General features: G+C 72.8%; 20 protein-coding genes. 8 read left to right on the top strand and 12 right to left on the bottom strand.

Annotated features, from left to right (window positions below; genetic code table 11):
* Window positions 1–51 precede the first annotated feature (51 nt).
* From BL253_RS13530 to BL253_RS13520, 3 genes are all read left to right on the top strand, one after another.
* The gene (locus BL253_RS13530) at window positions 52–744 is read left to right on the top strand and encodes an AIM24 family protein (protein WP_076816911.1); all 693 of its coding nucleotides are present in this window, start codon (window positions 52–54) and stop codon (window positions 742–744) included.
* Window positions 745–829: 85 nt separating this feature from the next.
* On the top strand, window positions 830–1969 hold the full coding sequence (locus tag BL253_RS13525) for an AIM24 family protein (protein WP_076816909.1): 1140 nt from the start codon (window positions 830–832) through the stop codon (window positions 1967–1969).
* Between the two features lie 116 nt (window positions 1970–2085).
* Window positions 2086–2412, top strand: a complete 327-nt coding sequence (locus BL253_RS13520; protein WP_076816907.1) for a DMT family transporter — start codon at window positions 2086–2088, stop codon at window positions 2410–2412.
* 262 nt (window positions 2413–2674) lie between these two features.
* Here the strand turns inward: BL253_RS13520 and BL253_RS13515 are convergent, their stop codons facing one another.
* The 8 genes from BL253_RS13515 to BL253_RS13480 all read right to left on the bottom strand — a co-directional run bounded on the left by BL253_RS13515 (window position 2675) and on the right by BL253_RS13480 (window position 13499).
* Window positions 2675–4582: a DUF2207 family protein gene (locus tag BL253_RS13515; protein ID WP_076816906.1), complete on the bottom strand. Its 1908-nt coding sequence runs from the start codon at window positions 4580–4582 to the stop codon at window positions 2675–2677.
* A complete protein-coding gene (locus BL253_RS13510) occupies window positions 4582–5154 on the bottom strand; it encodes a LemA family protein (protein ID WP_076816904.1) in 573 nt (190 codons plus the stop codon). Before BL253_RS13510 ends, BL253_RS13515 begins: the two co-directional genes overlap by 1 nt.
* Window positions 5155–5508: 354 nt before the next feature.
* Window positions 5509–6942 (bottom strand): 4-hydroxyphenylacetate 3-hydroxylase family protein, encoded by a 1434-nt coding sequence (locus tag BL253_RS13505; protein ID WP_076816902.1) that lies wholly within the window; start codon window positions 6940–6942, stop codon window positions 5509–5511.
* Between the two features lie 27 nt (window positions 6943–6969).
* Window positions 6970–8460, bottom strand: coding sequence for a dihydrolipoamide acetyltransferase family protein (locus tag BL253_RS13500; protein ID WP_076816900.1), 1491 nt, complete (start codon window positions 8458–8460; stop codon window positions 6970–6972).
* Window positions 8457–9533 (bottom strand): alpha-ketoacid dehydrogenase subunit beta, encoded by a 1077-nt coding sequence (locus BL253_RS13495; protein WP_081438286.1) that lies wholly within the window; start codon window positions 9531–9533, stop codon window positions 8457–8459. Before BL253_RS13495 ends, BL253_RS13500 begins: the two co-directional genes overlap by 4 nt.
* Before the next feature lie 116 nt (window positions 9534–9649).
* The gene (gene pdhA, locus BL253_RS13490; protein WP_076816898.1) at window positions 9650–10774 is read right to left on the bottom strand and encodes a pyruvate dehydrogenase (acetyl-transferring) E1 component subunit alpha; all 1125 of its coding nucleotides are present in this window, start codon (window positions 10772–10774) and stop codon (window positions 9650–9652) included.
* Window positions 10771–11970, bottom strand: coding sequence for a prephenate dehydrogenase/arogenate dehydrogenase family protein (locus BL253_RS13485; protein ID WP_096335991.1), 1200 nt, complete (start codon window positions 11968–11970; stop codon window positions 10771–10773). The genes pdhA and BL253_RS13485 overlap by 4 nt, the downstream gene beginning before the upstream one ends.
* A complete protein-coding gene (locus tag BL253_RS13480; protein WP_076817062.1) occupies window positions 11967–13499 on the bottom strand; it encodes a wax ester/triacylglycerol synthase domain-containing protein in 1533 nt (510 codons plus the stop codon). The genes BL253_RS13485 and BL253_RS13480 overlap by 4 nt, the downstream gene beginning before the upstream one ends.
* A 1091-nt stretch (window positions 13500–14590) precedes the next feature.
* Here BL253_RS13480 and BL253_RS13475 point away from each other — a divergent pair.
* The 5 genes from BL253_RS13475 to BL253_RS13455 all read left to right on the top strand — a co-directional run bounded on the left by BL253_RS13475 (window position 14591) and on the right by BL253_RS13455 (window position 18661).
* Window positions 14591–15904, top strand: coding sequence for a wax ester/triacylglycerol synthase domain-containing protein (locus tag BL253_RS13475; protein WP_076816895.1), 1314 nt, complete (start codon window positions 14591–14593; stop codon window positions 15902–15904).
* Between the two features lie 155 nt (window positions 15905–16059).
* The gene (locus BL253_RS13470) at window positions 16060–17511 is read left to right on the top strand and encodes an MFS transporter (RefSeq protein ID WP_076816893.1); all 1452 of its coding nucleotides are present in this window, start codon (window positions 16060–16062) and stop codon (window positions 17509–17511) included.
* A 71-nt stretch (window positions 17512–17582) separates the two neighbouring features.
* The gene (locus tag BL253_RS13465; RefSeq protein WP_131831490.1) at window positions 17583–17843 is read left to right on the top strand and encodes a hypothetical protein; all 261 of its coding nucleotides are present in this window, start codon (window positions 17583–17585) and stop codon (window positions 17841–17843) included.
* Window positions 17844–17853: 10 nt separating this feature from the next.
* Entirely contained in the window at window positions 17854–18261 is a 408-nt protein-coding gene (locus tag BL253_RS13460; RefSeq protein WP_076817061.1) for a hypothetical protein, read from the top strand.
* 94 nt (window positions 18262–18355) lie between these two features.
* Window positions 18356–18661 carry a DUF1330 domain-containing protein gene (locus tag BL253_RS13455; protein ID WP_076816889.1) on the top strand — a complete coding sequence of 102 codons (306 nt, stop codon included), beginning with the start codon at window positions 18356–18358 and terminating at the stop codon, window positions 18659–18661.
* 27 nt (window positions 18662–18688) lie between these two features.
* Here the strand turns inward: BL253_RS13455 and BL253_RS13450 are convergent, their stop codons facing one another.
* The 4 genes from BL253_RS13450 to BL253_RS13435 all read right to left on the bottom strand — a co-directional run.
* Entirely contained in the window at window positions 18689–19645 is a 957-nt protein-coding gene (locus BL253_RS13450; RefSeq protein ID WP_198946259.1) for a right-handed parallel beta-helix repeat-containing protein, read from the bottom strand.
* A gap of 392 nt (window positions 19646–20037) precedes the next feature.
* Window positions 20038–22170 carry a nuclease-related domain-containing DEAD/DEAH box helicase gene (locus BL253_RS13445; protein ID WP_241834760.1) on the bottom strand — a complete coding sequence of 711 codons (2133 nt, stop codon included), beginning with the start codon at window positions 22168–22170 and terminating at the stop codon, window positions 20038–20040.
* A gap of 655 nt (window positions 22171–22825) precedes the next feature.
* Window positions 22826–23137 carry a hypothetical protein gene (locus BL253_RS13440; RefSeq protein ID WP_076816887.1) on the bottom strand — a complete coding sequence of 104 codons (312 nt, stop codon included), beginning with the start codon at window positions 23135–23137 and terminating at the stop codon, window positions 22826–22828.
* 64 nt (window positions 23138–23201) lie between these two features.
* On the bottom strand, window positions 23202–23451 hold a 250-nt coding region (locus BL253_RS13435), incomplete at its 5' end, for an IS66 family transposase (protein ID WP_158230354.1).

Below are 23451 nucleotides of genomic sequence, written 5' to 3'. Positions count from 1 at the left end.
TACCTGGCCAGAGGCGACTCTGGCGGCGCAGACGCAGACGAGGAGCCCGCGGTGCAGGGACAGCTGATTCAGCACTACGGCCCGACCCCGGTCATGGACCGGATGAGCAAGCACGGGTCGAAGATCGCCAAGGTGGTCATGTGGCCGGGCTTCGACCTGTTCGCMCGGTCCGGCTCGATGATCGGCTACGAGGGCCTGATCGAGTTCGACCCGCAGCCGCCGGAGGTGCGCCGGCTGGCGTCCAGCTGGGCCACCGGCGAGGGCGTGCCGCTGATGACCGCGCGCGGCCAGGGCCTRCTCTACCTCGCCGACTACGGCAAGGACGTCATCGTCCTGCAGCTCACCCCCGGTGAGGCCGTGTCGGTCAACGGCAAGAACATCCTCGCGTTCGACGCCAGCCTGCAGTGGGGGATCGAGCGGGTGAAGGGCGTGACCATGCTCTCGGGCATGGGCATGTTCAACGTGGTCATCCGCAACAACACCCAGGGCGCCGGCTGGGTCGCGATGGTCTCCAAGGGCAACCCGATCATGCTCGACACCCGCGAGGCGCCGACCTTCGTCGACACCGACGCGCTGGTCGCCTACACCGAGGGCCTGAGCATCGAGAAGCGGCGCACCGCCGGTTTCGGCAGCATGTTCGGCCGCGGCTCGGGTGAGTCGTTCCAGCTCGGCTTCCACGGCCAGGGCTTCGTCATCGTGCAGCCGAGCGAGGACGAGCKCCCGCACTTCTCGGTCCGGGGCTGACCATGCCACTCGGTCCAGGGCTGACCACGCCGCCCACCGTCAGCAGGTCCGCCGCTGGTCCCGTCGTGGCTGGAAGGACGACGTCATGAGCTACCCACCGCCGCCGCCCGGCCACGGCTACCCGCCTCCCCCCGGAGGGGGCTACCCGCCCCAGCCCGGTGGCTTTCCGCCCCCGCCTCCTGGCGGTGGCTACCCGCCTCCCCCCGGAGGCGGCTTCCCACCCCCGCCCGGCGGCTACCCGCCGCAGCCCGGCGGGATGCCTCCGGGCATGCCGCCCCCGCCCGGCGGCATGCCACCCGGCATGCCGCCCCCGCCGCCCGGGATGGGCGGCATGCCGGGCGGCAACCCGAGCGCCGGGATCCGCAGCCCGCTGCTGGACAACCCCGAGGTGGCCAGCACCGAGCGGTTCACGCTGCAGAACGGCAAGATGCTCAAGGCCACGCTCGGCGCCCAGGGGATGCGGGAGTTCTTCGCCCGCGCCGGCTCGATGGTCGCCTACCAGGGCGGCGCCCAGTTCGACGGGCAGTGGGAAGGCTGGGCCGGGCACTTCAGCCACCTCTTCGGCGACGGCGAGAGCCTGCACCTGATGAAGGTCTCCGGCGCGGGCAGCGTCTTCCTCGCCTACCAGGCGCAGGACATCTTCCTGCTCGACCTGGACGGCCGCGACGGGCTGACCATCGACGGGCGCAACGTACTCGCCTTCGACATGAGCCTGAACTGGAACATCGTCCGGATCCAGAGCGACGTCGGCATCGCGGGCGTCGGCAGCTACCAGGTCGAGCTGACCGGCTCTGGCAAGATCGCGCTCTGCACCACTGGCGCGCCGCTGGTCATGCGGGTCACCCCGCAGAACTACTACTTCGCGGACGCGGACGCGGTCGTCGGCTGGTCGAGCGGCCTGCAGGTCTCGATGGAGGCCGCCGTGACGTCCTCGTCGGCGTGGAAGCCGCGCGGCAACACGGGCGAGAGCTGGCAGATGTCGTTCGCCGGCGACGGCTACGCGATCATCCAGCCGAGTGAGCTGCTGCCGCCGTACCAGGCGCTGTCCGGCAATGGTCCGGCCGGCCTGTTCGGCATGGGCCAGGGCGGCTTCGCCGGCAACCGGCTCGGCGGCCAGGGCAACCCGCACGGCCCCGGCCAGCCCGGCCACCTGCAGGGCGGCCTGGGCGGTGCCCTCGGCGGCCTGTTCGGCCAGCCAGGAGGGCCCGGCGGTCGCCCCTGGTAACCGTCCCGGGGCCCCTCGCGACCGCGTCCGCGCGGTCGCGAGGACGTCGGCTGAACGCCGCGTGACATGGCCGGATCAGGCCCGCGGCCAGCGGTTTCGCGGGCTAGGGTCGGATAGTGACCGCGGCTGTGCAGCTCGCCCTGGCCATCGTGCTGGAGATCGTGGCGACGACCGCGCTGCGCCAGTCCAACGGCTTCACCAGGCTCTGGCCCACCCTGCTGGTCGCGACCTGCTACCCGGTGTCGTTCTATCTGCTCTCCCGGGCGCTGCGGACGATCTCGCTCGCGGTCGCGTACGCGATCTGGTCCGGTGCCGGCACCGCGATCGTCGCCATGATCGGTGTGCTGGCCTTCAAGGAGGAGATGAGCGTCCTCAAGGCCAGCTGCCTCGGGCTCATCATCCTCGGTGTCATCGGCCTTCAACTGGGCGGCAGCCAGCGCTGAACCGCCCGCCCGCCCGCGGCCGGCCCGAGTATCGAATTCCGAGTGCGGCCGTGCCGTGCGCCCGGCAGGCCGCCCGGCAGGCAGACCGACTGGCTGGGACCTGTCCGGCCGGAAACTCGTCGCGGATTCGGCCGAAGACGGAGCAACGCGCCCGCCATGCCCGGCGTCCAACCTGGCAGCGTGCTTCCCGCGCAGGCCGCGAGCGGGAGGCGCGCCGCTGTTGGCACCGCCGCGGCTCGGGGGCGGCGGTGCCAACAGCTCACTACGACGCGGAAGAGCTGGGGATGCCGCGGCGGGGCTGGTCGCGCGGCAGGCGGCTCACCGCGGTCGACAGGAGCCAGGGCAGGCTGTCGGGGTGGGCCGGGCCAACCCGGCTCTCGATTCGTACGCTCACCACGCGGTCCCCGGTGCGGGCGACGGCCCACCGGTCACCCAGGTAGGCCTCGTCGCCGATGCCCGCGAGCGGTGTGCCGCCCCGGCGGGAGCGCAGCGCGAGCCGGCCGGCCAGTCCCGTGCTGACGACGACCGCGGCCGCCTGGCGGCCGTCCGCCTCGAAGAGCTGGATCGACGCCGGCATCGGTGTGGGGACCGGCGAGGCGAGTGCTGTCACCTGCCTGCCCACGGCGCGGCTGACCTCCTCCACGGTCAGTAGCCCGCCGGCGGCCGGCACGCCCTTGCCACCGGTCTCGGCCCGCCTCCTGCCGGCTCGCGGGACTCCCATCGCGTCGGCGACGAGCTGTTCGGTCGAGTCGCCGGACGTCGACTCGAGCAGCTCACGGGCCCGGCCACGCTCGACGACGGTGATCTCCAGCACCCGGCGGGTCCACGGCCGGGCGGTCAGGCGCACGACGTCGCCCACGTGGTAGCGGTCCCACAGCTCCCTGGGCGCGCCCCAGGCGGTCGTGCCGGGATACCCGGAGCCGTCCGTGCCGCCGTCGTCGACGGCCAGGTAGTACAGCCAGGGCACGCTGTCGCCGTCGTCCCCGCTGGAGTTCGACCGCCAGGGCTCGTCCCACAGCACCTCGCCGGTCACGGTCACCGGCGAGGACACGTCCACGGCGACGCGGAACAGCCGGTACACCCCCCGCATCGCCAGGTAGAGACCGAGCAGCAGGCTGACGAGCCAGAGCAGGTCGTGGACCTGGCCGGCCCCGCCGCCGCCGACCCGGCCGCGGTAGTTCAGCACGGCGACGCCGGCGACGAGGCAGCAGGCGGCCCAGACGGCCAGCGGGAGCGGCTTCATGCCGTACCGGCCCCACAGGCTCGGATACCGCACCCGCACCTGGTGCCAGCCGCCGCCGAACGACGACCACACCAGGGTGCGGTCGCCCATCCCCAGGTCGATGGCCTCGTCGCAGACGCGGGTCACGCCGAGGGCGCTGCCGTAGGACAGGTAGCGGTCCCAGACCGCGACCGCGGCCGGCGGGAGCTCGGTGAACGCCTCGTCGCCGCGCAGGAACTCCCGCAGCCCCAGCCAGCGGGCCGCCGCCGCCCGGCCCGCCGGGGTGTCCCGCTCGCCCAGGGGCACGCTGGCGATCCCGGCCAGCACCAGGAAGGTCATGATCGCCACCGGGGCGGCCGGGTTGTCGTGGGGATGCGCGCGGTGGTCGTAGTGCAGCGTCGCGACGAGCACCGCGAGCGTCGCCACCGCCGCGGCCACCATCAGCACGGTCCTGATCTGGCGGGTGAACCGGCGGCGGGTCAGCCCGCGCCGGCGGGCGTCGGCGATGACCTCGGCCTTCAGCCGCCGGGACCAGGCCTTCGCCTGGCCGGAGTCGCGGAAGGTGAGCGCGGTCAGCGGGACCACGTCGCCGGTGGCGAGGCCCCGCACCCGGTCGAGAACGCGTCGCTCGTAGCCCGTGAGGCTGGCGCCGCCGTCCCCGTCCCGCCGGGGCAGGTGGACCGTCGTCTGGCGTGGGTCGCCACCGGGCTGGCGCAGCTCGACGAGGCGGCGGGCGGCGAGGTCGAGCAGGGTCGAGCGGGCGGCGGCGCCGGTGTGCCGCCAGCCGTTCGCGAGCAGGCTCACGACGGCCGGCGGCTCGTCGCCGCCGAGGTCCTGCGTCGGCGCGGCGGGCGTCACCTGGCGCGGTCTGGTCACCAGCAGGCATGCCCCGAACAGGGCGAACCAGCCGACGACCGCGGGGACCGCGAGGCCCAGCTCGAAGCCCATCAGAACCGGACGCGGACGTCCGCGCGCTCGGCCTGCGCCGCCTCGAAGAACGGCTCCTGGTGAAAACCGCCCGCGCCCGCGACGATGTTCGTCGGGATGGACTGGACGGCCGCGTTGAGTGACTGGACGGCGCTGTTGTAGAACTGCCGCGCATAGGCAATCTTGTTCTCGGTTTCGCCGAGTTCACCCTGCAGCGCGAGGAAGTTCTGGCTGGCCTTCAGATCGGGATATGCCTCGGCGACCGCGAAAAGCCGGCCGATCGCCTCGGAGAGCATTCCTTCGGCCGCGCCGCGCTGCCCGGGGCTCGCCGCCGCCATCGCGCCCGACCGGGCCGCGACGACCGCGTCGAGGGCGGCGCGCTCGTGGGCGGCATACGCCTTCACCGTGTCGACCAGGTTGGGGACCAGCGACTGGCGCCGCCGGAGCTGGACGTCGATCTGCGCCCACGACGACTGGACCTGCGTCCGGAGCCGGACGAGCCGGTTGTGGGCGAGCACCGCCCACACAGCCAGCGCGATCACCGCCAGGACGACGACGCCGCCGGCGACCGGCAGCACAACTGACGTGTTCATCGGGGATCTCTCTGCGTGGAATCGATGCCCCGATCCTCCTCCCAGGCCGCCGACACCTGTCAATCACCGTTCTCTCCGATCGCTGACGGCTGCCCGACAAAGCTCGGTTCCAGGCCTCGCACGGCCGGTCCCGCCGACCGGGCGCCGTCCGTCGGATGAACGCGGCGAAAACAGGCGTCTGACAGAAGACCGCGAGCTGTCGTCCTGTCCGGATTCCCGGTGGCGCCGTTTCCTCATGATCTGGTGGAATTTTCAGAGCCAGAGCGGCGAAAATCCCATCAGATCATGCCGCCGCGACCGCTCGCCTACGCCGGGTCGCAGGCAGAACCCGGGGTGGCGCTCGCCGCGGCCAGGTCAGGAAAGGACCGAGGCGACCAGGGAGAAGTCGGCGTCGCGGGCCGCCTGGCGCTGGGCGAGCTGCAGGAAACGGCCCGGCGAGCCGAGGTAGAACCGTTCGTACAGGTCGGAGCGGCCGGCGAGGCTGGTGCCGACGAAGTCCCAGGCCAGCCGGAACAACGCCGTCCGCTCGTCGGCGGGCAGGCCGTTCGCGCCCTGGTAGTAGCGCTCCAGCAGCGGGCGCAGCAGCGGGTTCGCCAGCTCGGCCCGGGTCGGGGTGGCCAGCAGGCTGTGGCTGCCCAGCAGCTTGATGATCTCGGTCACCCGCGGGAACCAGCGTGGCAGGGTGGGGCGCAGGGCCGCGAACGGGGGCTCGGCGCAGAACCACGTTCCCGCCCCCCACTCGTGGGCGCCGGCCTCCGCGGCGGTCAGCGCCGACCGGGTCAGCTCCAGGTAGCTCCAGATCTCGCCGAGCATCTCGACGGCCGCGGGGCTGGTGTTGTTCACCGCCTCGGCCATCCTGGTCGCGAGCTCCCAGGCGAACTGAAGCTTCGAGACGGCCCGGATCGTCGTCTGCTGCATGACGTTCGCGGTCCAGYCGGACCGCTGCATCACGCGGTTGTACAGGTCCACGTCGCCGTCGAGGAAGACGCGGTGGCGCGGCACCTCCACGTCGTCGAAGACGATGACGGCGTCCTGCTCGTCGAACCGGCTCGACAGGGGGGCGTCGGCCGCCGGCGCCGGCGAGGAGTAGCTGTCCCGGCAGAGCACCTTCAGGCCGGGGGTCGACATCGGGATGGCGAAGATCACGGCGTAGCGCTCGTCGCCCTCGGCCAGTGGATAGCCGGGGTAGACGAAGATCTCGTCGGCGAACGGCGCGAGCGTCGCCAGCGCCCGGGCGCCGCGCACAACGATCCCCTCCGAGGTGTCGGCCACCTTGTGCACGACGACCTCGCCGTCGCCGGCGGCGGTCTCCGGCAGCGACCGGTCGACGGTCGGGTTGACGATCGCGTGGGTCAGCGCCAGGTCGTCGTTCATCACCTGGTGGTGGTAGGCGATCAGGTTGGCGGTGCCCTCGTCGTTGCCGCCGCGGCTCCACACGTCCGGACGCCCGGTGAAGCCGGCGAGCGTGACGTTGAGGTAGTCGGGGCTGCGGCCCATGAGCCCCAGCGTGCGCCGCGCGATGCCGGCGATCGCGTCGTGCCGGCGGGCCAGGTCCGCGGCCGAACGGGGGATCAGGTGCGTGACCGCGACCGTCTCGCCGCTCTCCGGCTCCACGGCCAGGTAGCGGTCGGGCCGCTCGTGCTGCAGGTCGAACAGGCCGGCGAGGCTCCTGGCGGCGCCGGCGGTCCGCGGATGYGTGGTCACGTCGGTGACTCTTTGGCCGTCCAGCCAGACCTCGCGGTCGTCCAGCAGCCCCTCGAGGAACTCCTTGCCGGTTCGCGCGCCCATCTTCGGTACCTCGTCCTTCGTTCTTTCCTACAGCTCGGCGATCATGAGGAGCGGCTGCTCGACGCAGCGGGCCAGGAACGTGATGAAGCCGGCGACCGGTGCGCCGTCGCAGGCGCGGTGGTCGAAGGCGACGGTGAGCTGAGCCACGCGCCGCGGGCGGATCTCGCCGTCGACGACCCACGGCCGCTCGGCGATCCGGCCCACCGCGAGCTGCGCGACCTCCGGATGGTTGATGATCGGGACGGCGCCGTCCGTGCCGAGGGCGCCGTGGTTGTTGATGGTGAACGTGCCGCCGGTGAGCTCGGCTGGCGTCAGCGAGCGGTCACGGGCCCGGGAGGTCAGCTCACGGAGCCGTTCGGACAGCCCCGGCGCCGTCAGCGCGTCGGCGTTCCTGACCACGGGGACGACGAGGCCCCCGGCGCCGTTGACCGCGAATCCCAGGTTGACCGACGGATACCGGACGATCTCGCCCCGCTCGGTGTCCACGGTGGCGTTGAGTTCGGGATGCCGCGCGAGCCCCGCGACGCAGATCCTGGCCAGCAGGCCCAGCACGCTCACCGGCCGCTCCGGGCTCCGGGCGTTGATCGCGTCATGGGCCGCGAGGAGACCGGTGAAGTCCACGTCGCGCCAGGCCGTCGCCTCCGGGATCTCCCGGCGGCTGCGCACCATCCGCTCGACGACCGCCCGCCGGGACGCCAGGGGGATCCGGCGGACCGCGGGCGCGGCGGACGGCTCGCGGGACTCCGGGGGATCGCTCTGGGCGCGGCCGGGCGCGGGCAGCAGCCGTTCGACGTCGGCCCGGCGGACGACGCCGCCGGCGCCGGTGGCGGGCACCGCGGCCAGATCGAGGCCCGCGGCCTGGGCGAGCCGCCGAACCACCGGCGAGATGACCCTCGGCGCGGTGGTCGCGGTGGTCGCGGTGGTCGCGGTGGTCGCGGTGGTCGCGCTGGTCGCGCTGGTCGCGCTGGGCGCCGTCGGCGGCCTCGGTCGCCTGGCCGGGGCGGGTTCCGTCGGGGCGGGGCCGAAGCCGACGAGTGCCGGCGCGGCCACCGCCGGAGCCCGGCGCGGAGTCTCACCCATCGCCCGCGGCGGGCCCGTGACCGGCGGGTGCATCGGATCCGGGACCCGCGGGAGTGCCGGCCGCGTGGGCCGGTCGGGGACGGGGACAGTCCGCTCCCGGACCCGTACGAGAGGAGAGCCGACGGGAAGGACGTCGCCGGCGTGGCCGTGGCGGGCCTCGATGATCCCGGCGTAGGGACAGGGCACCTCGACGAGCGCCTTCGCCGACTCCACCTCGACGAGGGGCTGGTCGACCTCGACCTGGTCCCCGACCTCGACGAGCCACCGCACCACGACGGCGTCCGTCAGCCCCTCACCGAGGTCGGGGACGGCGAACTCGGCGACTCGGCCTCCGACTCCGCCCCCGCCCCCGCCCCCGCCTCCGCCTCCGCTCGCGCCACCGGTGCCGCCCGCGCGGGCGGTGGGGACCGCGGTGGCTGCCTCACGTGTACCGGTCATGACGTCCGACTCCCCGGCGGGTCGAGCCAGCGGGTGTCCGGCTCGTCGTCCCACTGCAGGCGCTCGAACGCGGCCAGGACGCGCGCGACACCCGGCTGGTGGTGGCGTTCCAGCTTTGGYGCGGGGTACGGGACGTCCCACCCGGTGACCCGCAGGACCGGCGCCGCRAGCGAGTGGAAGCAGCGCTCCTGGACGCKCGCCGCGATCTCCGCGCCGACCCCGGCGAACCCCTGGGCCTCGTGCAGGACCACGCAGCGGCCGGTGCGCCGCACGCTGGCGACGACCGTGTCGTCGTCGAACGGCACGATCGAGCGCAGGTCGACGACCTCGACATCCCAGCCGTACCCGGCGGCGGCCTCGGCGGCCTCCAGCGCGACCGGGACGGTCGCCCCGTACGTCACCACCGTCACGTCCCGCCCGGCCCGGCGCAGCGCCGCCCGGCCCAGCGGTTCGGCGCGCACGGGCAGCTCCACCGGCGACCGGTTCCAGTAGAGCCGTTTCGGCTCCAGGAACACCACCGGGTCGGGATCGTCGATCGCGTCCCGGAGCAGGGAGTAGGCGTCCGCGACGGTCRCCGGGGTGACGACCTTCAGGCCCGCCGTGTGCGCGTAGTACGCCTCCGAGCTGTCCGAGTGGTGCTCCACCGCGCCGACTCCGCCCCCGTAGGGGATGCGCAGCACCATGGCCGGCCGGAGGCGGCCCGCGGTCCGCGCGCCGAGCTTCGCCACATGGCTGACCACCTGCTCGAACGCCGGATAGGCGAACGCGTCGAACTGCAGTTCCACGACCGGCCGCAGGCCGTACATCGCCAGGCCCACCGCGAACCCGACGATCCCGGCCTCCGCCAGCGGCGTGTCGAGGCAGCGCCGCTCGCCGAAGGCGGCGAGCAGCCCGTCGGTGACGCGGAAGACCCCGCCGAGGCGGCCCACGTCCTCGCCGAGCACCAGCACCCGTTCGTCCGCCGCCATCGCGTCCCGCAGCGCCTGGTTGAGCGCCTGCGTCATGGTCACCGCCGACGCCGACGCCGACGCCGGCCCCGCCTCGCCCGGGTCCGTGCCCGTGCCCGCGTCCATGCCTGGGGCCGATGCCGTCGCCGACGGCGGAGCACCGGCCTGCCCTCGAACCCGCCGGATCCGCTCCGCCGGGCCCGCGGGGGCCCTGGAAGGGACCGCGGTGGACTGGCTCGTGGTCATCGCGCGCCCCCGCCGCCCGCGCCGAGCTCGGACAGCAGCGCCGCCCGCTGCTCGGCCAGGAAGGGTGGCGTGACGGCGTAGACGTGGTCGATCATCTCTGTCGGGGCGACCCGCGGGTCGTCGGCCACGCCGGCCCGCACCTGGGCGGCGAGCGTCTCCGCCCGCGCCGCGACGGCGGCCTCGGCGGCGTCGTCGAGCAGGCCGCGCCCGCGCAGGTACGCCCGCAGACGCTCGATCGGGTCGCGTGCCCGCCAGAGGGCCACCTCGTCGTCGTCCCGGTAGCGGCCGGGGTCGTCCGAGCTGGTGTGCGGCCCCATCCGGTAGGTGTGCGCCTCGACCAGCATCGGCCCGAGGCCGGCCCGGGCATGGCCCACGGCCTCGGCCAGCACCGCCAGCACCGCCACCGCGTCGTTGCCGTCGACCTGCTCGGCGCGCACCCCGTAGCCCACGCCCTTGTAGGCCAGCGACGGCGCCGCGCTCTGCCGGGACAGGGGCACGCTGATCGCGTAGCGGTTGTTCTGCACCAGGAACACCACCGGTGCGCGGAACACCGCGGCGAAGTTCAGTGCCTCGTGGAAGTCGCCCTCGCTGGTCGCCCCGTCGCCGAGCAGGACGAGCGCGACCTCGTCCGTGCCCTTCCAACGGGACGCGACGGCCAGGCCGGTGGCGTGCGGTGCCTGCGTCGCCAGCGGCGTGCTCATCGGGGCGCATCGATGGGCGAGGGGGTCGTAGCCGCAGTGCACGTGGCCGCGGACCGGGGCCAGCACCTCCAGCGGGTCGACACCCCGGGTCAGCAGCGCGCCGCTGTCCCGGTAGGTCGGGAACAGCCAGTCGCCCGGGCGCAGCGCCAGCGCCGCGCCGGCCTGGCACGCCTCCTGGCCCGAGGATGACGGGAACGCCGCGACCCGGCCCTGCCTGGCCAGCGCCGTGGCCTGGGTGTCGAAGCGGCGGACCAGCGCCATGGCCTCGAACGCCCGGCCGAGGAGCTCGTCCGGCGGCGGCTGGTAGCCGCCGTGCTCGTCCACCCGCGCGCCGGCGGGGTCCAGGAAACGAATCGGCGACGGCGAGGGGAGCAGCCCGGCGACGAGCGGGCCGAGCCCGCCGGCGGCCTCGGTGGTCATGCCGACAGCCGCCCGTTGACGCCGCTGAGGTGGTTGACGCCGCTCAGGTGGTCGTCGACGGCTGCCCGGGGGGCGGGCAGGGCCTTCGCCGCCTCCAGCCGGCAGCGGCCCGTGTTCCCCATCCGGAACAGCGACTCGACGACCGGATCGGTCCCGCTGCCCTGGACCGCGCCCGCCCCGAGGGCGTCCCGCACCCGGCCGAGGTCGGCGACGACGTCGGCGAGCAGGTCGGCCAGCGGGGACGCGTTGGCCCCGACGATCTCCGTCCACAGGTCGGCGTTCGCCCCGGCGATCCGGGTGAAGTCCATCAGGCCGGGACCGGCGAGGCGGGCCAGGTCCTCCGGCATGGTCGCCAGCCGGGCCGCGAAGGCGCTGGCCACGATGTGCGGCAGGTGGCTGAGCAGGCCGAGGGCGAAGTCGTGCGTGCGCGGGTCGAGGTGCGCGACCCAGGCGCCGCAGCCGACGGCCATGAGGCTCGCGTGCCGCTGGGCGAGCCGGGACGTCACCGCCGACGGGGTGACGACCCAGGGCCGGTTGACGAACAGGTCCGCCACGGCCCACTCGGGACCGCCCCGCTCACGGCCGGCCACCGGATGGGCGCCGCAGATCCGGGACATGTCCGCGCCCAGCCGCTCGGCGTCGGTCAGCGGCTCGACCTTGACGGACGCCGTGTCGCTGAACGTCGCCCGGGGAAGCAGGAGCTGCCAGGCGACGAGCGTCTGGCCGACGTCGCGCGGAGGGACGGCGATCACGACGTGGTCGACGGCCTGTCCGACGCTCGCCACGGCGCCGCCGGTGCCCGCCGCCGGGTCGCCCGCCGCCGGGTCATCCGCCGTGCCCGCCTGCCGCGGCCCGATGACGCCGGCCTGGCGGGGATCCGGGAACGGCCAGGCCCGGCCGGCGCCGCGGCGCGCGGCCACGGCCGTCTGGGCCGGGTCGCGGTCGTAGAGCAGGACGTCGGTCCCGTGCCGGCGCAGCGCCATGCCGACTGACGTGCCGATCAGGCCGGTCCCGACGATCAGGACCCGCAGGCCCGCGAGGTCGGCGAGGTCGGCGGCGTCCACGAGGTCGGCCGCGGACGCGGGAGCCGCGGAGGTGGCAGCGGCGGGGGCAGAGGCCGTGGGGACGGGAGGCGCGGTGTCCGGGTCTGGCGCCGTCACCACCGTGAGATCAACCAGGCGCGCATGCATGGTCATCGCTGAACCGCTCTTTCGTCGCTGTCTGGTCTGCTGGACGGTCCCGGACCCGCGGTCGACGGATCCGCCGGCCGCGGGCCGGGGCCCACGGCGGGTGTGTCGAGGGAATGCGGTGTGGCCGGGCGGGTCAGCCCGGCGAGGCTGGCCACCGGGCCCGCCACCGGCCCGCCCGACGGGTCGGGGTGGATGCCGCCGGCGGCCTCGAGGGCGTCGAGCTCGGCCGCGAACAGCTCGGCCAGGCGCGCGTGGCCGGGCACCGAGGCGTCCGTCGAGAAGCCGACGCGCACCTGCGTGTCCAGCCCGCTGAGCAGCACCGCGAGGCGCTGGCCGGCGGGGACCGGCGGCACGGGAACGGCGTCGACGACGGGCCGGCCGAGGATCTCGAACGGGCCGGTCAGGCCGGCCGGGTTGGACGCGGTCAGCGCGAAGCCGCGGGTGGCGATCCCGGTGGACAGCACCGCGGTCCGCAACGGGGCCGGAACCGTCCAGAGGAAGAGGCGCTCCGCGACGCCGGGGGCCCCGTTCCGCTTGAGCCGGGCGGTCTGCCGGTGGACCGCCTCGACCCGCCCGCGCATGGACGCCTCGCCGTAGGGCAGCGCGAGGCGCACGGTGGTCAGGTAGTTGCCCACCACGTCCCGCTGGGCCGCGAGGCGGGTGCTGACCGGCATCGCGGCGTGTATCGCGCCCCGGCCGGCCGCCGCGCGGCGCGCCGCGCCGGCCTCCGGGGGGCACCATGCGCGCAGGGCACCGGCGAGCGCGGCGAGGAAGATGTCGTTCACGGTCGCCCCGTACGCCCGGCCGATCGCCCGCAGCCTGGCGAGGTCGATCTCCAGCCACGCGTGGCGGGTCTGCCCGGTCGGGGCCGCGGTGAACGGGCCGATCGCGGTCGTGCTGGCCAGCCAGCCGAGCGACCGCGCCGCCGCCGTGGCGACCGCGAGGAGGCTGTGCCGGCGCCTGTCGGGCAACGGGCGGGGAGGTTCGCGCCGAGCCCCCGGGCTGGGCGGGCCGAACAGTTTCCCGAGCACCAGGTCCAGCGCGGCCMCGTCCATCCGGGCGTGGCTGCCGCGGAAGAGCACGGCGAAGCCGTCGGGGCGACTGCCGTGGAGCAGCCAGACCTGCCACGGCGGGGCGTCCATCGGGATCTCGATGGCGGACAGCCGCTCGATCGCCTCGCGCAGTCCGGCGAGTCCCGAGCCGGCCGGCACCCCGCACTCCTGGACGTGCCGCGCCGGGTCGAAGTCGGTGTCGGCGGTCCAGACCAGGCGGCCCCACCCCGCCCGCGCGACGCGGTGGGTGAGCGGTGGAAAGGCGCGGGCCCGGTCCGCGACCAGGTCCCGCAGCTCCTGGATATCCGGCGCCKGGCCGTGACCGACCAGCAGGTTCCCGACCGCGAGTCGCGTCCGGGGATACGCCCGCTGGTATCCAAGTGTGATCTTGTCGACGGCGGTGAGTGCTCGCCCGTCCGGGTAGCCGTCGGTGCTCGCCGTGGCCCGCCCGCGCGTTTCCGTCTCGCCGCTCGCCCTTGTCATCACGGACCGCTCCGGATAACGCCGATGGTTCGCCACGCGATTTTCACGACTGGCTCCCTGGCTGGGCTGGAAACCGATTTGCATCCGGCGCGCTGGGGCGGGGAGCCGCCCCCTGCGGCGATGCCGGCCGCAAACCGAACGACAAGGATGAATATAGGTGCGTCACGGCCCGAGCACCTGGGAAAGACCTGGTAAGCGGGCCCCGGGATTTCCCGGCTCGCCTGGGGGCCAGCTCCCAGGCGGCTTGGGAGAGGCTCCGCATGGCTGGTGTCCTGACCTGGGGAAATGGTATTGCCGATGGTCCGCGGTGGACCCGGGAAGGCCCGCGCTCAGGTGTTGGCAACCCTGGGCCGAAGACAGATACTGGACAGCGCGCGCAGGCGGGCGGGGAGGATGATGTCGCCGACGCGACAGCATGGGTACTGTTTTATGACTACCTATGGGTGGAGGTCGAGGTGTAATAGCGCCGTGCGCACGGACTCCGTCGGAGATTCACGAGGATAAGAGTTCTGGACCGGCTCCGGTCGGGGATGCGGAACCATGATCGGTTGATCTTTGCGAGGCTGGCGACGGCGCGCCGCCGTGCCCCACTGATCGCGTGGCGGGTATGCGCAACGCGAAGGAGTGGGGCGCGGGGCGGTATACCGCGGTCCGCGGCCACGGGGTGAGCCTTGTCGGCCGAGTAACGATGATCGTGAATGGTGCGTGGAAACGRCCGCGGGAATGTTTCCAGACGCACCGTCAATCCGCTRGAAGACCTACGCGGTTCGGCGCGGCCCGCCCCCGCGGCCCGCACCGGTCGGACAGCAAGCTCCAGGCTCCGCGGGTTTACCGGATCCGTACCACCTCGCGGCCGCTCGCCGGCGCCTCAGTAGGCTGCTGGCGCAGTACAGCCCATACAGGGCGTTACGGTCACGCGTGGTTACCGGCCTCGGCCGGAAGAAACGGAGATCCTTCCACGCGCGGCGGGCCTGGCGCCGGCGTAGGGCCTGCGTCGCGAGACGGGGGTCGGGATGCGCTCTGAGTCAGCTGGTGGCTCTGAATCCGGTGGTGGCGCTCAGTTCCTCGAGGGCACGGAGCCCGGTGGTGGCATGTACGGGGGTGGCCGGCCGCTGAGCCGGATGGACCGGTACATGCTCGACTTCCAACGGGCCTATCCCACCCGTCCGGTCGGCGTCAGCTGTTACCTGCTGCGACTGTCCGGGGCGCCGGACGTCCACGCGTTGCGGGCCGCCGTTCTCGACCGCGTCCGGGCGTTCCCCGTGCTCACGGAGCGACTGGTGGAGCGCCGTGGCCGCGCGCCGCGGTGGGAACCCGGCGGGCCGATCGCCGTGACCCGGCACGTGCGGGAGTATCCGCTGCCGGCGGGCGCGACCGAGGACGACGCGCGAGCGGAGGCCGTCCGGCTGGCGGGGGTGGTGACGCCGCTGGACGGGCCGGCCTGGGAGGTCGGCCTGCTCGCCAGCCCTGGCGCGAGCGACGTCCATGTTCTCTTCCGCGCCAGCCACGTCTGGGTGGACGGGCTCTCGCAGAACCGGGTGTTGACGTTCCTGTTCGGCGACGAGGCCACCGCCGGGGCCGGCCCGGCCTGGACGCGGGGCGGGAAGCTGACGCCCGGCATGCTCGTGTCGGCCGCGCGGCGCCAGGCCACCAGCTGGGCAGGGCCGTCCGGCGGGCTCGCGGCGCTCACCGGCCCGGGCGGCGGTCGCCCCAGCGTGGGGTGGGCGTCCATCGGAAGCGACCGGTTACGCGCGGTCGGCCAGGCCTACGGGGGGTCGGTCAACGACGTCTACCTGGTCACCGTGGGCGGGGCGCTCGCCGCCTGGTCGTCGCCGGTGGGCCGGTCGCCGGTGCGGGCGGTGCTCTCGGTCAGTGCCCGGCGCCCGGCCGAGCGCTCGATGCTCGGCAACGCCTTCGTGGCGACCCGGGTGGCGCTGCCCCTGGGGCCGGCCTCCCCGGCCGAGCGCTTCGAGCAGGTGCACCGCCAGACCGCTCCCTACAAGGGGGGCTCCAGCGCGAGCCTCGGCGAGCGCTTCTGGTCCGACCGGGTACCCAGCCGACTCGGGCGCCGCACCATCGGGGGCGGCCAGGAGCTCCGCACGGCCGCCGCGAACACGACGAACCTGGGACCGATCCCCGGCCCGCTGGCGGTGGTGGGAGCGCCGGTCACCACGGCGTTGCCGATACCGGCCATGCGGGAGGGGCGCCGGCAGGTGGTCATCACGCTCGGCGGCCTCGGGCGGACGGCCACCGCCGGCTTCACCCTGCCGGTGCCGGGCGCCGAGGAGCTGGCCGAGCTGTGGCTGGCCGAGATCGAGGGCCTGGAGCGCGCGGCGGGGATCGTCCCGGTGCCGGACGAGGCCATGGCCGTGACCACGGTGGCGGCGGGTCCCACACCACGCTGATCCCGAGAGGGTGGGCTGACCGTGTCCTTCGCGGACCAAACGCCTGTCCTGGCGCGTCCCGACCCGAGGCAGGCAAACGACGCATGTCACGATGGCGCCTGGCCCGACAGTTTGGCCGAGCACACGACGCCACAGGTCAGGGAGGAGGCACGGACGTGGTGACCGAGGCCATGCCGAGGACGGCCGCCGAGACAACCCAGGTAGTACGGTTCCGCGCGGGCGCGCAGTACGCGCTGCTCGCCGGCCCGCTGTTGACGATGCTCGACTCCAGCATCGTCAACGTCGCGGTCGAGCCGATCTCCCGGCAGACGGGCACGTCGCTGCCGACGGTGCAGTGGATCGTCAGCGGCTACCTGCTGGCTCTCGGCACAGGACTCGTCCTCACCTCCTACCTGTCCCGACGCTTCGGCACCATCCCCACGTACACCGCCTTCCTCGCCGCCTTCACCGCCGCGTCCGCGCTGTGCGGGGCGTCGTCGGGCGTGCGGATGCTCATCGCCGCGCGGGTGCTGCAGGGTCTCGCGGGCGCGCCGCTCGTGCCGCTGGCGATGTCGATGCTGCTCGGCGGGTCCGGCGGATCGCGGCGCATGTCACCGGCCGCCGGCGTCCTGCTCTTTCTCGGCCCGGCGCTCGGCCCGAGCATCGGGGGGATGCTGCTCGGCGCGATCGGCGGCGGCGAGGGCTGGCGGGCCATCTTCCTGATCAACGTCCCGATCGGGCTGCTGGCCGTCGCCGCGGCCCGGCGGCTGCCCGCGAACCTCGGGCCGCCGGCCCAGCCGGCGGCCCGGCCCGACCTCGCCGGCCTCGGCCTGCTCGCGGTCGGACTCGTCGCCGTGTTCTACGGCGTTGACCGGATCACCCGTGGCGCGCTCACACCGCCGGCGACGTGGGGGCCGATCGCCGCCGGCGTCGCTGTTCTCGCCGTCTACGCGGTCCGCTCCGGCCGGGTCGCGCATCCGGCGCTCGACCTGTCGATCCTGCGCCAGGGGTCCGTGGCGCTGGCCTTCACCCTGTGCGGGGCGGCGTCGGTCGCGGCCTGGTCGATCGTGTTCGTGGTCCCGATCTTCCTGGAGTCGGGCCAGGGCCATTCGGCGTTCATCACCGGCGTGGCGCTGCTGCCACAGGGGATCGTGACCGGCGTCGGCACGCTCGCGGGCGCGGGCGCCGCCGCGCGGATCGGGGTACGCCCGACGGTCCTGGGCGGGTTTGTCCTGCTGGTCGCCTCCAGCGCGGGCCTGTTCGCGATCGGCGCGGGAACGCCGCTGTGGCTCACCGGGCTGATTCTCACGCTCCGCGCGGCGGCGGTCGGCCTGGTCATCACGCCGCTGGTCCTGGTGGCGACCGAGCCGCTGCGGCCCGAGCAGCAGGCCGACGCGAACACCGCCTTCAACGTCGTCCAGCGGGTTCTCGGCTCGTTCGGGATCGGGGTCGTCGCGACCCTGTTCACCCAGCGCAGCGCACACGTCGGTCAGGTGCCCGCCCTGCACACCGTCGCCATCGCGATCACGGTCCTCGCCGCCGCGGCGGCGGTCGCGGCCCTCTTCCTCCCGGACGCCCAGACGGAGGACCTCCTGGCGGCCACCAGCAAACAGGGCAGCGGTGCGTAGCCCGGCTCCTGTGGCTGGACGGGACTTCGCGACGATGCCGACACCCGGGGCCGCGGCCCCAGGAGCGGGTGATGGTGTTTTCCTGGCCCGAGTTCGCGGCGAACGAGACCGCCGACGGCGAGCGCTCGTGGACGGCGGTATTCGACAGCTACGACCAGTACCGTGAACTCTGCTACTACGTGGTCAGGGTGTTCGACGGCGCCCGGCAGGTGGGCGAGGTCACGGCCGAGGTGGGGACCGAGTTCGCGGGCGACGACTGGACGACGCCGGCCTTTGAGAGCGAGCTACGAGCGCGGATAGCGCAGGTCGCGGCTGCCCGCTTCGGGTCGTAGGGTGCGGGACATGCCTGACGATCAGCTCTCCGTGCGCGAGTTCGTCGCCGTGACCTCGAAGGCCTACCCCCTCCTGACCCTTGAAGCCGACCAGTGGCACGAGTTCGGCTACTTCTTCGACCCGATCGAGAACATCTACGCCTACTACTCGATCGACCGGAAGGACCAGCAGGACCTCGTCGAGCGTTTCTCCAGCGCCGAGGCGCTGCTCGCCGCGCGGGGCACGGACGAAAGAGTTGCTTCCTGGGTTGGCTCGTTCCGGCTCTGGTCGGAGTTCGGCGAGCGCATCGTCTACTATCCCGCGTCCCGGCTGTTGCGGCGTTTTCCGGTCGTCGCCTCGACCGCGTTGACCGCCGAGGAGGGCCTGGCGAGCCTCGAAGGCCACGCCCTTTCGTGGCTGCGCGAGCAGCTCGCCTGATCTTCGCCGGGTCGCCGCCGCGCCGGGTGGCGGATTCGGCCTGTGAGACCGTGCGTGGGGCGCGATCCGGAAGGCACGACCGGAGGGGGTCAGGGTGAGCCAGGCGACGATCGTGGTCGAGGGTTCCTTCAGGGAAGGATATGAGGCGCATTTCGCGGAGTACTCAGGGCTCGTGCGGGCGTATCTTGAGAAGAACCAGGGAACCGTGGTACGCCGCCAGCTCGTCAAGAAGACGCTCTATGGCTCCCATAACCCGGATCTGATCATGGTTGTCGATTTTCCTTCGGAGGAGCTCGCGGAGGGCCTTTTCTTCGCGCAGGAATACCTGGACATCATTCCACTGCGGAACAGGATCTTCGCCGATTTCAGAATGTATCTGGCGAGGTACGGCGAGATCTGACCTCAGCGGAGCGCCGCGATCAGGTGATCAGCCGCTCCGCTGCGTGCAGGCGACGTTCGCGAACCCGGACACCGCGTTGGTGACCKTGTTGTCGCAGCCGATGACGTTGCCGGTAGCGGTGTTCTGCACCCAGAGACCGAAGCCCGAGTGCTTGGGGTCGTCGGTGATGTAGGCGTCGACGTCCAGGGTGTTGTTGTGGAAGACGTTGCCCCTGCCCCAGCCGTCCTTGACGTCGTGGATCTCGAAGCCGTTGGAGAGGGCGTGGGCGCCGGTGTTGTCAATGATCGTGTAGTCGTTGCCCTTGACGTCGATCCACGAGTCGGCGGAGTTGGCGGACTTGCGGACGCCGTCCTTCGTCTGTCCCGTGCCGGCGCCGTCGAAGTGGTTCCCCCGGATCAGGCCGCCGGTGCTGCCCTCCTTGATGTCGATGTTCTCGGCGGCGGTGTCGCTGAAGGTGTTGCCGATGACCTGGTTGCGGTCCGAGGCGTCCGGCCGGCCCTCGGTGTAGGTGCCCCAGTTCGAGTTGGCGCTGCCGATGTAGACGCCCTCGCCATATCCGGCCGTGCGCCTGCCCGTGGCCGTCACCTCGGAGTCCGAGATGGTGTTGTCGCTGGAGAAGGCGCGGAAGTGAACCCCCTCCTGGCCGGTGTTGGAGACCCTGACACGGTCGATCAGGACATGGTTCGAGCCGTCGAGCACCACGCCCTTGGTCGCGTTCGTCACGGAGATTCCCTGGATCCGCCAGTAGTCGGCCTTCACCAGGTACAGCCCGTAGTGCCCGCCGGGGCCGTCGCCGTCGATGACCGCGCCACGCCCCCCTCGGAGCGTGATGGGCGCGGCCGCGGTCCCCGCCGTCGTGACGGAGAAGCTTCCCGTGTATTTCCCGACCGCCTTCTTGCCGGTGTAGGTGCCGTCGGCGAGGTCGATGGTGTCGCCGGGGCGGGCGCCGGCTATGGCGGCGGTCAGCTCGTCCGACGTGCTCACCGCGACGTTCCTGCCAGAACCCGGTGGTACGGCGGTGACGGCCTCGGCGGGCGACAGGGGCGCGGCGGGAGCATCCGGGTGCCCAGATGTGCCACCAGAGGAACATCCGGTAGCGGCCATGCACAGAACAACGACGAGGGCGATGGCCGCGGCCAGGGGTGCGGCAGCGGTGGCGGGGCGCCAGGTCCGAACTGCCTGGAACGGGCTCGCGGCCATCGATGGGTCAACTCCTGCGCTGTCCGCACTTGAAGCGGACGCACCGAGATCGGCCGGCTCGTCGCTGGTGAACGGACTGTGGATGGCGGTGACCACCATTCTGGACCGCGATCGGAGCTGCTCCACGCGGGGCTCGTCGGGCAGATCGTGGGCGGTGGCCCGGACGAGCATGTCGCCTATGTGGAAGCACACGGTCGGTCGGCCCCGAGTTCCTCACGCATGCCCGCCCACAGGCTGTCTCGCGCCCGCGTGATGGCCACATACAGCTGCCGGCGCTCCAGCTGGGCGCGCTCGCTGAACGCTTCGGCGGATTCGGCGGGGCGGCGTGGTTCGGGAAAGCGATTGCGGTCCGGAACGCATACGTGGCCGAAGTCGAGGCTTTTGGCCCGGTGGAAGGTGCCGATCTTGACCGCCTCGTCGCCACTCCCGTCATAGTCCCGTAGGGAGACCACGGGAATGCCGCGCCGCGCCAGCACTCGCGACCAGTAGGCGACGGCGGCGTTCGTCGGGACCAGGACGGCCATGTCGCGGTACCGAACCCTCCGGGCGGTGTGCAGCGCGACGAGGTGGTCGCAGAGCGCCTTCTCCTGGGCCGTGGCCGAGGCGACGGCGAATTCGTAAACGTCTCCGCCGGGCTGGTCGACGTCGACCGCGCGGCTGCCGGTCTCCTGGACGCCGTCGAGGTCATCGAAGCTGTCGTCCGCGACGACGGCCTGCGCGTACCGCACGATTCTCTCGCGGTTGCGGTAGTTGCGAGTGAGCACCGTGGAACGGCCGACGACGGAGACGCCGGCCTCAGCCAGCGTGAAACCGCCGGGGTAGATGGACTGCTGCCCGTCGCCGACGACGAGCAGGCCGTCCGGCCGGTCACCGACGAACGCGTGCAGCAGCCGCAGACCGGCACAGGTCAGGTCCTGCACCTCGTCGACGATCACGGCGTCGTACCGCGCCCGCCCGTCCGCCCGGACCAGCTCGGCGGCGAGCAGCAGCACGTCGTCCCGGTCGAGGATCCCGCGTTCCGTTCGCAGCCGCTCGTACAGCTCGTACAGGTCCCAGACCGCTCGGCGGTGCCCCGCGGGCAGGGGGGTGCGGCGGCCGATGCGCGCCAGCTTCGCGTACTGCTCGAACGTCGTGAGCCCGCGGCCCTTGATGACGGTGCCGATCTCCTCCTTCCAGTACTGCGGCGAGAGGCCGAGCCCGGGCAGGACCGAGCCCTTCCCGGCCTGCGCCCAGGCGCGCCAGAAGCACGTCTCGGCGGCATCCTGCTGGTGGCGCCGCTCGAGGCCGTGCTCGCGCAGGCAACGCGTGGCGACGGCGTGGACAGTGGCGAACTCCACCCGATCGACCTGGTCGGGAGCCATTGTGGTCATCAACTGGCGGTAGACCGGTCCGAGCGTGCGCACCAGCGAGGTGAACAGGACGCGGTCGCCGCGGGCGGCCAGGTACTTGGCGCGGTGCAGGGCGACCACCGTCTTGCCGGTGCCGGCGGCGCCCCGAATCCGGGCCGGGCCGGAGAAGCGACGGCCTGGCAGCCGAGCCTGCGTCGGATGCAGCCAGGTCATCCATGACTCGATCGGCTCCCGCGCGGCGGCGTCGAGGAGCTCTCGCCAGAGCTCCTCCCGGGTCATCAGCGTTTCCTGTACGGGCTGTACGGGCTGTACCGGCTGCGCGGACTGCACTGGCTGCGCGGGCTCGACCTCGATCGTCGGCGTCCAGCCCGGCGCCGGCGAGGACGCGGGGTCTCGCCGCGACGGGATGCGCCTCGCCTCGACCGCAGCCGGCGGGACCGCGGGCCCGGCCGGCGGCGGCGGGGTGGCCGTCCGAGGGCGAACGGGCTGGCGCGCCAGGGCTTCCGTGCGTGGCATGGGCGGGCAGCCCTGCTCCAGGCAGCTCAGCAGGCGCTCCACGATCTCCGGCGCCAGCCGGGCACCGCGAGGGACGACCTCACGAACCAGGTCGTCCTCGCCGATCACGATCACCCGATCGAGAGACGCCCTGATACCGCGCCGACCGGCCAGGACGAGCAGCGGAACCACCTCGGTCGGTGGCAGGCCCGCTTCGGCCAGCACCTCCTCCACCGCGACCGTCTGCCTGACCAGCTTGCCCAGGTCGTCCTCGGCGTCGGCGTCGCCCCGCCACAGCCGGCCGTCGTGGACGCTCGCCTCCCGCCAGTTCTTCACGTCGATGACGAAGACCCCGCCGGGCCCCACGAGAATCACGTCGATGTTCGCGCGGCGGCTGCCGGGCCACCGCCGGTCCGGGAGGACGTGCCACCCCGCGTCGTCCATCCCGACCAGCACGCGAGTCACGTTCTGCTCGCCACGCCCGCCGGCCACCCAGTTCTCGTGATGACGCCGCAGCTGCCTCAGGAGGTCCTTGAGCTGCAGAATCTGGCGCTCGATTCCGTCGATGTCCAGGGCAAGCTGGGCTGCCTTGGCCAGGGCCGACGGTTGCGTTAGGTAATCGCCGTTTTCCGTCGTCGCCGGAATGGCTGACGCGCGGCTGCCCGTTCCGGCGGGTCGGTTGACACGCGATCCGGTCGCGGCCACGTCACCACCCCTCGCCTTGACTCGCCAGAATCATAGGGCGGCGGGGTCCGGTGAACCCTGGTTTCGGCTTAACAAGCCAGTTCAACGTGCTAGGCCGACAGCTATACCGGCCAGCCGCGGCCCCTTCGGGGAGCATCGCTTCCGTGTTCGTTCGTCTGTTCGAATTCGAAAGGATGGTAGTCGCCGGGACGGGCGGAACGGGTTGTGTGGGCGTCCGGGGGCCGAGGGCGATCGAGTCAATCGCGACCGGACCGCGCTGGAGGTGCTCGCGCGACCCGTTCGCCAGGCCAGGCCAGGCCAGGTCAGGTCAGGCCGGGCCAGGTCGCCTCAGGCGACCAGCTGCTGGCACAGGCTTGCGCACCGCCTTGATCGCTGTCCGCGCCGTAGCGCCACCACGTCGGCGAGCCGGCGCGGCTCACCCGTCGAGTGACCGGGCACGCGCGAGGAGCTGGGCAGCATGCTCGGCCAGTAGCCGAATTTCCGTCGGGATATCCGTACCGTCGACGATGAACTCGAATGCTCCGACATCGGTGGAGTGACGGTAGATCAGTGCTTCGAGCTTGTCCGCGGTGGCATCCATCATTCCCGTGCGCGCCGCGAGTTCCAGGATGTCGAGTGAGTCCTTGCGGCGTTGGGCGATCAGCTTCGTGGCTAGGAGAAATTCGTCGTTGGCGTACGTGACGTGAAGGTCTGGCTCGGTGACCGGCGCCAGCGCGTCCTCGGGCACGGGCGGCATCCACATGCTCGCGAGGTAGCTGTTCAGCTGGCGTCGTAGCTGATTGTGCTGGTCATCAGACGGGTTGTGCCGCTGGTGGTAGCCAGGGGCCGGTGGTGAAGAGCCGGGTGAGGGCGTCGAGGGTGTCGAGGCCCCATTTGCTGGCGGTGGACAGGTAGGACTGGACGATCGCGAAGTCGGCGAGGCCTTCCAGGGTGCGCCAGCAGCCGCCGGAGGCGCGTTGTTGGACCTTGACCGGCCGGACGTCGCGCTCCGCGAGATTGTTCGAGAACGGGACCGTCAGGTCGGTGGCGAACCGCAGGATC

Source organism: Pseudofrankia asymbiotica, assembly GCF_001983105.1.
In the GTDB taxonomy this organism is placed as follows: domain Bacteria; phylum Actinomycetota; class Actinomycetes; order Frankiales; family Frankiaceae; genus Pseudofrankia; species Pseudofrankia asymbiotica.
Note: the sequence above shows the minus strand (reverse complement) of the source record. Positions and strands in the feature narration are given on the sequence as shown.